Source organism: Polyangium sp. 6x1 (assembly GCF_029946515.1).
Taxonomy (GTDB): domain Bacteria; phylum Myxococcota_A; class Polyangia; order Polyangiales; family Polyangiaceae; genus Polyangium.
In genome coordinates, this window is sequence record NZ_JARZHH010000033.1 from 107,523 (window position 1) to 118,426 (window position 10,904).

Sequence of the window (10,904 nt, forward strand, 5' to 3'; positions counted from 1 at the left end):
GGCTTCATGAGGGCATGCACAAGCCGCTCCCCGGCGCGCGCATGGACCGCCGTGTCGCGCTCCAGAACCTCGTCCTCGCCCTCGCGGCCGCCGCCGTCACGGGCTGCGACAACATCGACAATTTCGAGGTGGACGTAGGCGCCAAGGCGACGATCCCCAAAGGCACGGTCCTCGACGAGCTGCTCGGCGTCCTCGCATTCAACGAATTCCAGAGCATCAACCTGACGCAGGAGCTCGACAACCAGGGCGTCACGAAGGACGACGTCGACTCCGTGCGCATGATCTCCCTCGCGCTCGTCATCGACGGGCCCGCCGGGGCGAACTTCGATTTCATCGAATCGATCGCGTTTTACGCCGAGACCGAAGGGCAGCCGAAGGTGCTCGTGGCCGAGATCGATCCCGTTCCGAAGGGGCAGACCTCCCTCGATCTCGTCGTGTCCGGCGCCGAGCTGAAGCCCTACGTCGTCGCGCCCTCGATGAAGCTCACGACCACCACGAAGGGCAAGCGCCCCCCGCAGGAGACGATGGTCACGGCCGCGGCGGTGCTCGACGTCGACGTCACCGTGCCTGGTTGCTGAGCTTGACGACGGGGCCGGGTCCGTTTTTCATGGCGTCGTGAGGATCGCGCGGCTCGTCTTTTTCCTTCCCCTCCTTTTCGACGGATGCGCAGAGGCGCCTCCCCCTGCGGCGCCGCCGCGCGTGCCGCGGCCGCGCGCCGCCTGCGCGACGCGCGTGCCCACGCGGGTTCCGCTCTACGGCGATCTTCACGTCCATACGGCATTCTCTTTCGATGCCCGCTCTTACGACACGGTGGTCACGCCGGCCGACGCCTATCGCTTCGCGCGCGGCGAGGCGATCCACCTGCCGCCGCTCGACGCTTCGGGGAAGGGGACGCGCGAGGCGCGGATCGAAAGGCCGCTCGATTTCGTGGCCGTCACCGATCACGGCGAGTTCCTCGGCGAGATTTCCCATTGCACGACGCCCACCTCACCGAAGTACGACACGTTCACGTGCCAGGCATATCGTGACGAGTTTGGCAAGGGCGCCTCCACGTTCGCCGTGCGCCTCTCGCAGGCGAACCCGACGCGCGTCGCCGAGCTCTGCGGCGAGGGTAAGGACTGCGAGGCCGCGGCCCGCGCGCGCTGGCAGGCGATGCAAGACGCGGCCGAGGCGGCCTACGATCGCACGGCGGCCTGCTCCTTCACCTCGTTCGTCGGATACGAATACACGAACACGTTCGGGATCTCGAACCTCCACCGGAACGTGATCTTCGCGAACGACATCGTCCCCGATCTGCCCGTCACCTATTTCGAGGCGCCGACGCCGCTCGACCTCTGGACGCTGCTGCGCGACGGGTGCAAGGGGGCCGAGAATAGCTGCGACGTGCTCGTCCTGCCGCACAACTCGAACCTCTCGAATGGCCAGCTCTTCGATCCCACGTACCCCGGCGGCGCGACGATCGAGGAAGAGGCCTCGCGCGCGGCGCTCCGGGTGGAGATGGAGCCCGTCGCCGAGATCTTTCAGCACAAAGGATCGAGCGAGTGCCGCAATGGCTTCCTCGACGTCGAGGCGGACGTCGATCCGCTCTGCGACTTCGAAGAGCTCCGGCCGGACGACGACGAGCAATGCGGCGACAAACCCGGCTCCGGGGGCATGCGCCTCTGGGGCTGCACGCACAGGCACGATTTTCTGCGGTATGTCCTGAAAACCGGCCTGCTCGAAGCCGAGCGGCTCGGGACGAACCCGTTTCAATTCGGCCTCATCGGCTCGACCGACACCCACAACGGCACGCCCGGCAACACCTCCAGCGTGGGTTTTCCCGGGCACGTCGGGCTCGTCGACGACACGCCCGAGAAGCGCCTCGGCGCCGGCACGGAGACGCACGACGGCGTCATCAACAATCCGGGCGGGCTCGCCGGCGTCTGGGCCGAGGAGAACTCGCGCGAGTCGATCTTCGAGGCGATCCGCCGCCGCGAGACGTTCGCCACGAGCGGCGCCCGCATTCCGATACGTTTCTTCGGCGGCTTCGGGTACGACGCGGGCCTCTGCGGGCGCGCCGAGCGGCTCGAAGAGGCTTATGCGGCCGGCGTCCCCATGGGCGGGCTGCTCGGGACGTCGTCGGGATCGGATCCGACATTTTTCGTGCAGGCGAGCGCCGACCCGGGCACGGAGAGCTGGCCGGGCAGGCCGCTCGAGCGGCTCCAGATCATCAAGGGCTACGTTCGCGAGGGGAAGGTGTACGAGAAGGTCTACGACGTCGCGGGTACGCCCGCCCCGGAGCCCGCCGTGGATACGGCGACGTGCGACGTGCTCGCGGGCGGCGCCGAGGAGCTCTGCGTCGTCTGGACGGACCCCGATTTCGATCCGAAGGAGCGAGCCTTCTATTATGCCCGCGCCGTGGAGGTGCCGAGCTGCCGCTACAGCACGTACGAATGCAACGCGCTCGAGCCGGCCTCGGCGCCGGCGGCCTGCGCGGACGCGTCCGTCCCGAAGACCGTGCAGCACCGCGCGTGGAGCTCGCCGATCTGGTATGGGCCATGAGAGGTCGCCCGTCGGCTCTCGGCCGGTCGGCCCCGGGGGGCGATCACGAGCCCTCGACAACGCCCGCTGCCGTGACTACGAACTTTCCGGGGTCGTACGCCCCCGATTCGTATCGGAAAAAGGGGAGGCCGAAATGGAGCAGAACGAGGGCCAATGGGTAGCGCGAGGAGCCCATGACGGAACACGTCTTCTCCAGCTATCGTGATCTCCCCGTGGAGACCGTCCACCTCCTCCGTGGCGCCCTCGACGTGCTCGACGAGGCGATCATCGTGGCGGATCAGGCCGGCCGGATCGTCGCGTGGAACAAGACCGCGGCGCGCCTCGCCGGTGTCCCGATCGACGCCCCGCTCGAGGCGTGGGCCGAGGCCTTTGGCATTTTCCTGCCGGACGAACGGACGACTTGCCCCCCCGATACCGTCCCGCTCTGGCGGGCGCTGCAGGGCGAGCGCGTGGACGGCGTCGAGCTTTACGTGCGGAACACGCGCGCGCCGAAGGGCATTCACGTCGTCGTCTCGGCGCGGCCGATCCTGGGCGAGCAGGGCCGCGTCCGCGGCGGCATCTGCATCTTTTACGATGCGACATCCGCGAGGCTCGCGAAGGAGGCGCTCGGTCATGCCGAGGCGCGCCTGCGCGCGATCGTTGCCAACACGCCGAATGTCGCGATCGAGGGCTACGACGTGCAGGGCCGGGTGCTCTACTGGAATCGCGCCGCCGAGCGGCTCTTCGGCTGGTCCGAGGACGAGGTGGTCGGCAGGACGCTCGACGGCGTGATCCTGGACGAGTCTTCGACGCGGAGGTTTGTCGAGACGCTCGAGGAGATCGCGCGCACGGGCCACCCGAACGGCCCCAATGAATGGTCGTGCCGTCGCAAGGACGGCAGCCAGGTCTGGGTCTACACGACGATCTTTTCGATTCCGACGATCACGGGGGCCTGCGAGTTCGTCTGCATGGACGTGGACGTGACGCCGCTCAAGCACGCCGAGAACCGGATCCGGGAGCAGGCGAGGCTGATGGAGGTGCAGGCCATCGACAATGCGAACCTCTTCCACGAGGCGCTGGAGGCGATCTCGGCGCGCGACGATTTCCTGGCCGTCGCCTCGCACGAGCTGCGCACGCCGCTCACGCCGCTCAAGTTGCAGCTCGAACGCCTCGTGCGCGACGCGCGCGCCGGGGCCTCGCAGGAGCGCATGGCGCCTGCGCTCGAGGTCGCCTACCGGCAGGTCGGGCGGCTCGCGGCGCTCATCGATCGCTTGCTCGACGTCTCGCGCATCACGGCGGGCAAGCTCGATCTCTGCCTTGACGAGGTCGACCTCTGCGCGCTCGTGCACGACGTCGTCACGCGCTTCAGCCGCGAGGCCGAGGAGGCCGGCTGCCAGCTATCGTTTCACCACGACAAACCCATCCTGGGCAAGTGGGATCGGCTGCGGCTCGAACAGGTGGTCACGAACCTCCTCGGCAATGCGATCAAGTATGGCCGCGGCAAGCCGATCGAGATCGAGCTCGACGCGGACGAGGGCACGGCGCGCCTCATGGTCCGCGACCACGGCGTCGGCATTGCGCCCGAGGATCAGGGCAAGATCTTCGAGCGATTCGAGCGCGCCGTCTCCAACCAGTCCTTCGGCGGCCTCGGCCTCGGCCTCTGGATCGTGCGGCAGATCGTGGACACGCACGGCGGGACCGTGCGGGTGGAGAGCGCGCCGGGCGTGGGCTCCACGTTCCGGGTGGAGCTGCCGCGCTGGAGGAAAACGCAGGGCGAATCCGAGGGCCCGCGCGCGATGACGCAGGGAGCGTGATCGCTGTTGCCAGCGGCGCGCCGGGGAGCGATCCTCGGGCGCATGCGGAGCTTCGCGTTTGCCCCCTTGGCCTCCTTCGCGCTCCTCGCCCTCGCCTGCGGCTCGACGTCGGGCGTGGGAGGGAACCAGGGCTCGGGCTCGGAGAGCGGCGGCGGTCCGGTGGCGGAGGTGCATTTCATCGGTCGATTCACGAACGAGGCCGAGCCGCGCTTCGCCTGGCCTGGCAGCACGATCCTCGCGCGCTTCTCGGGCACGGGCCTCGACGTGCGCCTCGCGGACGGGGGCAACAACCATTTCGCCGTCGTGATCGACGACGGGCCGCCGATCGACCTCGCGACGAGCAGCGCCAAGGACACGTACACGCTCGCGGCGAACCTGCCGGCCGGGGAGCACACGGTCTTTCTGGAAAAACGCACCGAGTCGTTCGTGGGCGTCGTGCGATTCAAGGGCTTCGTGCCCGCGCCCGGCGGCGCGCTCGTCCCCACGCCCGCGCCGTTCCGCCGGAAGATCGAGCTCGTCGGCGACTCGATCACCTGCGGGTATGGCAACACCGGCGCGGGCCCGCTCTGCCCGTTCTCGCCCGAGACCGAGGACGAGTATGCGGCGTACGGCGCCATCGCGGCGCGCAAGCTCGGGGCCGCGCACGTGGGGATCTCGTATTCGGGCATCGGCGTGTACCGTGATTACAACGGCGCGACGCAGGATCAGATGCCCGTCCGCTTCGGGCGCACGCTCGCCGACGATCCCGCGTCGACCTGGGATTTTTCCTACACCCCGGACGTCGTCGTCGTGAACCTCGGGACGAACGATTTTGCCAAGGGAGACCCCGGGCAGGCGTACATCGACGCGCTCTCCGGGTTCCTGGACAAACTGCGCGGGCATTACCCGAGCGCATACCTCCTTTGCGCCGCCGGCTCGATGCTCACCGACGGGTACCCGGCCGGCGCGATGCACCTGACGAAGGTCAAGCAGCACATCAGCGCGGCGCTCGACGTCCGCAAGGCGAAGGGCGACACGAACGTGGGGTTCGTGGATCTCGGCGTACAAGATTCGGCGGTGGACGGGATCGGCTGCGATTATCACCCGAGCCTCGCCACGCACCAGAAGATGGCGGACAAACTCGTGGCCGCCCTTCAATCGGCGAAGGGCTGGTGAGGCGCGCAGAGGGTCGTCAAGGCGAGGGGGTGCGGTCCGCGGCCACGGTGCGCGCCCACCGCTCGATGGGACCGCGCTCCTCCGGCGAGAGGCCGAGCGCGCGGGCGACGAGGTCGTCGAGCCTTTCCTGCTCGACGCGGCTGATGCCCTGATTGCGTGCGCCGAAGCCCTCGGCGAGCGCCTCGATCTCCGGGACGAGCCCGACATCGGCCGGCGCCGGCAGCGCGCGCAGGTGCGTGATCTTCACCTGCGGCATCCCCTGCCGGGCGTCGCGGTGCCGCATGTAATGGTACCAGCGGATCGGGCTCCCGTTCAGCCATCCGAGGAGGAACCCCGCGCTCCATCGTTCGTCGGAGAAACCCGCGAGGATCGAGTTCCGGAAGGCGAGGCCGTCGGACGACGCGACCATCGGGAAGCGGGCCGTCTGGCGAATGAGGAGGCGCACGGCGAGCCATTCGCTCTCCTTGCGGAAGCGACCCGAGAAATCGGTCGGATCACAATAGAGGCGCGGAGGACGCCGGGAAAATGGCTCGATGTCCCCGCCGACACGCAGGCCAATCTGGAAACGCCCGTCGGGCGCCTCGCGCTCGTGCAGGTGCCGGACGTCGTCGCCGTTGCTTTGAAATCCACGCTCGCCGAAGAGGTGCGGGGGCAGCTTCGGCAGGGCCGAGAGCTTTTCGAGCAGGGCGGCCGTCTCGGCGTCGAGGTCCGAGCGCGCGAGCGGCCAGGCGAGCGCCGTTTCGAGCGTGGCTTTCGCGGTCCGGCGCGTGGAGAGCAGGCCCATGCTCGGCTGGAAGACGCCCTCGAAGGCGTCGCCGAAATCGGGCAGATCGTCGTCGCACACGCAGAACGCGTCGTGCGCGCGGCGCGAGGGCTCGTAGCCGCCGAGATCGGACATCGACGTCGGCAAGACGAGCCCGAGGCGCCCTCCCGGGCGGAGCATGCGGGCGCACTGGTGGACGAAGAGGCCCTGCAAATTGCGATATCCCGCGAAAGCCGGGTTCGTGCGTCGATAAAACGCGCGGAGATCGTCCGCGAGCGGCTGGGCGGCCCGGCCGGCGTACGAGACCCAGGGCGGGTTTCCTACGAATGCGTCGAAGCCGCCGCCGCCGAAGACCTCCGGGAGCTCGATGTCCCAGTGAAACGGCGAGCGTGAGGCCGCGAGCGCCGCGGCCTCGACTTCGAGCTCCGCCGCGCCCTCGCCGGCGAGATGACGCGCGGCGAGCCCCGGCAGGGCGGCGAGGCGTTCTTTCTGGGCTTTTTTATCGTCTGAGGCGAAGAGCGCGGAGAGCAGGGCATTTCCGACGGTGCGGAGCGGCGCAAGGGCGCGATCGGCCTCCGCGAAGCGCTCCGGACCTGCATGGCCGACGGAGCGCCGCCGGAGCGCCTCGGCCTCGGCCAGGCGCTCGCGGACCGTCGTCGGGGAGAGGGGCTCGATCTGCTCGCGCCCGAGGCCCACGAGCGAATCCCCGTGGCGCAGGGTGCGCTCGAGAAAAGAAAAGGGATGTGTCTTCGGCGCCGTGAGCAGCCAGAGCGAGACGCGGGCGAGGTCCACGGCGATCGGATTGCGATCCACGCCGTACAGGCAATGCTCGGCGACGAGCCTGCGCGCGTGGGACCGCGGATCCTCGCCGGGCGGCGCGTCCGCGGGCATCCCGGCGCGCTCCCAGGCGGCGACGAGCCGATCGGCGAGCCACCGACAAACCTGCACGAGAAATGCGCCTGCGCCCATGGCGGGATCGCAGACCGACAGGCCGAGGATCTCCTCGGGGCTCGCGTCCGCGCGCACGAGCGGGGCGAGCGTGCGCTCGACCATGATCCGCGTGAGGAGCGGCGAGGTGTAATGGGCGCCGAGGCGGCGTCGCTCCTCGGAAAAACCCATCAGGGTCTCGTACACGGTGCCGAGGTGCTCGACGTCGAGCTCGGCGTAGGCGAGGCGCTCGCCCGAAGCGAGGAGGAGTTTGTCGAGGATACGCAGGACGACGGCGTCGGAGAGGCGCCCTTCGAGGAAAGGAAACGCGTCCGCGTCGAAGAGCGAGCCGCGCCGGGCGGGGCCCGGGGGAGGGGTTTGTCCGAGCGATCCCTCGTGCAGGCGTCGAAACAGGGCAAGGACGCGGGGCCACGCGTCGTGACGATCGGCGAGCGAGGCGCGCTCGGCCGCGGTGAGCTCGGCGTGCAGGGCGCCGAGGTCGTCGCCTGGGAAGAGGCCACGCGACGAGGCAAAAAGGACGACGACGAGGCGCAGAATGGCGCGCACGAGCCCCGCGGGATCCGCCCCCGGAAACCCCGCGGCGAGCTCGCGCAGGCAAAGGGGTGCCTGCTCTCGCAACACGCCCGCGCCTCGGGTCGACTTCGGGCTCTCCGTCACAGTTTTTCGCAATGGATGAGCTCGATCCAGGGCAGCGACGCCTCGCTCGGGTCCGTCTCCGCCGGGGCCGTGTACGTGTCGTTTTGCGCATAACCGGTCGCGGCACCATTGCTCACGAGCGCGATTCCGTGGGAGGTCGTGGCGAGCGGGACCTCGCCTCCGTGGGTATGCGTGCGCGGGGCCGCGCTGGAAAGGGGTTCGCCCCCGAACGAGAGATCCGCGGGCGCGTCTTTCGGCAGGCCCACGACGAGCCGGCCTTGGGTCGCGGCGGCCTGCTGAAAGCCCGCGGGGCATTTCGGGCCGTCGTAAAAGATTTGCATGCCCTTCGGCAAGGGTTTGACCCCGGCGACGGGATCCGCGAGCTTTTTGCACGCGAGGAGCTGGACGTACGGCAAACCCGTGGTGGATTCCTCCGAGGTCGTGCCGAATTCGACGGCGCCGGCCGCGGAGACGCCCTGGTTGCCGCCGCCCGAGACGCCTGCATACGTGATCGGGACGAGGTCGAACGTCGCGCGCACCCCGTGCGTGTGCGGCCGCTCTTCGCCGCTCAGGAGCGGTTCGCCCACGGTCGTTCCGCCCGCTGCGTCAGCGATCGTCGGCAATACCGTTCGCCCGGCCGCGGCCTTGTACGGCTCCCATCCGCTCGGGCACGCAGGGACCTGGAAAAAACCGATCGTGTTCGTGGGCATTGCGTCGCCGCGCGCCCCAGGCCCGCCGCCCGCGTTGCCGCTCCCGCCGCTTCCCTGGCCGCCCGCGCCCTCGGATCCGCCGGTCGTCGAAACCGAACCGGCCGCGCACGCCGTGACGAGCGCGAGCGCCGCGAGCGTGGCCGCGCTTTTCATTGCTTGACGCATGCCATCACCTGCACGAAGGGAAGCCCCGAGACCCCCGGATCGGTGGTCCCTGCAATGGGGTAGGTCTGCGCCTGCGCCCCCGCCTGGTTCGACCCGTCGGCGGCCGCGATCGCCTTCGCGGGCAGGACGATCTCGCCCGCATAGGCGTGGGCGTGCGCGCGATCCTCGCGATCCGTGAGCGGCTCGCCGACCTGCACGCCGACATCCTTGCCCTCGGCGACCGCGACGACGAGCCGTCCCTCGACGTTCGGCGCCGGCGCCCATCCAGGGGGACAAACGCCGCCTTCGACGTGAGCCACCATGCCGGGCGGCACACCATCCTCCTCTACGGGCTCCCCGGACGCGCTCCGGCTCGCGACGAGCCCGAGGCCGAGTCCGAGGCCGAGGAGCAGAAACCTTCCTGTCATCGTACCCGAGATTGGTTTGTGCATGGTTCGAGGGGTATCGACGCGCACCGGCGGCGTCAACGGGTAGCGTTTGACGCACCGCTGCGAAGCGCCCGTCGCCCCGACGCCCGAGGTGGGTCCATTTTTCGCGTCGATCCCGGGCCTTTTGCGATAGGCTCCGGCGCGATGCAAATCCTCTCGGTCGGTCCCCTGCGCACCGGTTCCATCGTGTGGCAGAAGCGCGCCGGGGGCTTCGTCCTCACGGTCGTTTGCAAGGCCACGTATTGGCTCCAGCCCGGCGAGGCCGTGCTCTGGAACGAGCAAGAGGCCCTCAATGAGGCCGACGATCACTGGGACGACGACCCGAACCGGAGCTTGCGCGCCGCGAGCGACCTCGTGCCGCTTACGCCACGCCCCGAGGTCACGCTCGTCGGTTATGCCTTCGCGCCGGGGAAGCAGCCGGTCCGATCGCTCGTGGCGCGCCTCATCGTCGGCGAGGTCGACAAATCGATCGAGGTGTTTTGCGACCGCTCGTTCCTGCCCGACGGCTCGCTCCAGGAGGGCGCGCGGTTCACGCGCATGCGCCTCACGTGGGAGCGCGCGGGCGGCGGGCCCGGCACGAACAACCCCGTCGGCGTGCGCGCCGACGTGCGCGATGGTTATGGGCGGCGCGCGCTGCCGAACCTGCAGCCCCTCGGGATGTACGTCTCTTCGCCCGACGATTTCGTGCCGCCCGTTTGCTTCGCGCCGATCGCGACGAGCTGGCCCTCGCGGGCCGACCTCGTGGGGCGCGCGCCGCCGCCCGCGGGCGTGGGGCTCGACGGGCCGAGCGAGGCCTTTTTCAATGCGGCGCCCTCGGATCAGCTCCTCTCGGCGCTGCGCGACAACGAGCGAATCGTGCTCGAGAACCTGCACCCCGAGCACGCGCGGCTCGTGACGAACCTGCCGGGCGTGCGTCCCGCGATCTTCGTCGACCGCGGGCAGGGGCCGGCGCAGCGGCAGAAGGTGCGCGCCGACGCGCTGTGGATCGATACCGACCGCGGGATCGCCACGCTGACCTGGCGCGTGCAGATCCCGCTCGCGCGGCCGGACGAGCCGGGGCGCGTGATCGTCGGAATGGAGATGCCCGGCCACGACATGAGCTGGGGCGAGATCGTCCAGGCGATGGCCGCCTCCGAATCGAAGGGGTATTCGGAGGAGGACCATACCCAGACGAACGTGATCTCGCAGGCCGAGGCCGAAGCGGCGCGCCGCGCGGCGCTTCCGTTCGCGGCCTCGCCCCTGCGACAGGCCGCGCGTGAGCCGCAGCCCTCGCTCTCGGGCGATTTGCCATTTCAATCGTCGGCCTTGCCGCCGCCGGCGCCTTCGCCGCGCCCCTGGCCGCAGCAGCTTCAAACGCCGCAGCCGCCGGCAATGACGCCTCCGCCCGTGCCCGCGGCGGCGCGCGCCTCGCTCCCGGGGACCGTCGTGTCTCCCGCGACCGTGCCGCCCGTGCCGAAGCCCGCGCCGCCCGCGCCCAAGCCCGCGCCGGTCTCGACGCCTGCATTCGTCCCGCCCGTCGTGCCCGCGCCCGTCGCGCCGCCTGTGCCCGTGGCCGCGCCGCCGCCGGTGCCGGTCCCAGCGCCCGTGCCCGTCTCGACGATTCCCGCTGCGCCTCCCTCGCGCCCGCCGCCCGTCCCTGCGCCGGTTCGTCCTGGCACAACATTGTCATCGGAGGGCGGACGCGCGCCGAGCCCGTGGGCCGGCGGCGCGCCCGGCGGCGTGGCGCCGGGGCGCGAGACGCTCGGCACGGCGGCAGCGGCGGCCG

The 10,904-nt window shown here is 70.1% G+C and carries 8 protein-coding genes; 5 read left to right on the forward strand and 3 right to left on the reverse strand.

Features of this window, described 5'->3' with window-relative positions:
- The first annotated feature begins 14 nt into the window (after window positions 1-14).
- From QHF85_RS28025 to QHF85_RS28040, 4 genes are all read left to right on the forward strand, one after another.
- Window positions 15-578, forward strand: coding sequence for a hypothetical protein (locus QHF85_RS28025; protein WP_281330403.1), 564 nt, complete (start codon window positions 15-17; stop codon window positions 576-578).
- Window positions 579-615: 37 nt separating this feature from the next.
- The gene (locus QHF85_RS28030) at window positions 616-2,541 is read left to right on the forward strand and encodes a DUF3604 domain-containing protein (protein WP_281330404.1); all 1,926 of its coding nucleotides are present in this window, start codon (window positions 616-618) and stop codon (window positions 2,539-2,541) included.
- Between the two features lie 173 nt (window positions 2,542-2,714).
- Window positions 2,715-4,334 carry an ATP-binding protein gene (locus QHF85_RS28035; protein WP_281330405.1) on the forward strand — a complete coding sequence of 540 codons (1,620 nt, stop codon included), beginning with the start codon at window positions 2,715-2,717 and terminating at the stop codon, window positions 4,332-4,334.
- A 42-nt stretch (window positions 4,335-4,376) separates the two neighbouring features.
- A complete protein-coding gene (locus QHF85_RS28040) occupies window positions 4,377-5,489 on the forward strand; it encodes an SGNH/GDSL hydrolase family protein (protein WP_281330406.1) in 1,113 nt (370 codons plus the stop codon).
- Between the two features lie 16 nt (window positions 5,490-5,505).
- On the opposite strand, the gene QHF85_RS28045 is transcribed toward QHF85_RS28040, so the two are convergent.
- From QHF85_RS28045 to QHF85_RS28055, 3 genes are read right to left on the reverse strand one after another with little or no spacing between them, the layout of a single operon-like run.
- Window positions 5,506-7,821, reverse strand: a complete 2,316-nt coding sequence (locus QHF85_RS28045) for an N-6 DNA methylase (protein ID WP_281330407.1) — start codon at window positions 7,819-7,821, stop codon at window positions 5,506-5,508.
- 32 nt (window positions 7,822-7,853) lie between these two features.
- The gene (locus QHF85_RS28050; protein ID WP_281330408.1) at window positions 7,854-8,699 is read right to left on the reverse strand and encodes a hypothetical protein; all 846 of its coding nucleotides are present in this window, start codon (window positions 8,697-8,699) and stop codon (window positions 7,854-7,856) included.
- Entirely contained in the window at window positions 8,696-9,118 is a 423-nt protein-coding gene (locus QHF85_RS28055) for a hypothetical protein (RefSeq protein ID WP_281330409.1), read from the reverse strand. The genes QHF85_RS28050 and QHF85_RS28055 overlap by 4 nt, the downstream gene beginning before the upstream one ends.
- A 165-nt stretch (window positions 9,119-9,283) precedes the next feature.
- Here QHF85_RS28055 and QHF85_RS28060 point away from each other — a divergent pair.
- Window positions 9,284-10,904: DUF2169 domain-containing protein (locus QHF85_RS28060; protein WP_281330410.1), on the forward strand; the 1,621-nt coding region annotated here is incomplete at its 3' end.

Coding starts and splice junctions, on each gene's coding strand:
- QHF85_RS28025 (WP_281330403.1), top strand. CDS start 15: ATGCACAAGCCGCTCCCCGGCGCGCGCATGGACCGCCGTGTCGCGCTC.
- QHF85_RS28035 (WP_281330405.1), top strand. CDS start 2,715: ATGACGGAACACGTCTTCTCCAGCTATCGTGATCTCCCCGTGGAGACC.
- QHF85_RS28040 (WP_281330406.1), top strand. CDS start 4,377: ATGCGGAGCTTCGCGTTTGCCCCCTTGGCCTCCTTCGCGCTCCTCGCC.
- QHF85_RS28050 (WP_281330408.1), bottom strand. CDS start 8,699: ATGAAAAGCGCGGCCACGCTCGCGGCGCTCGCGCTCGTCACGGCGTGC.
- QHF85_RS28055 (WP_281330409.1), bottom strand. CDS start 9,118: ATGACAGGAAGGTTTCTGCTCCTCGGCCTCGGACTCGGCCTCGGGCTC.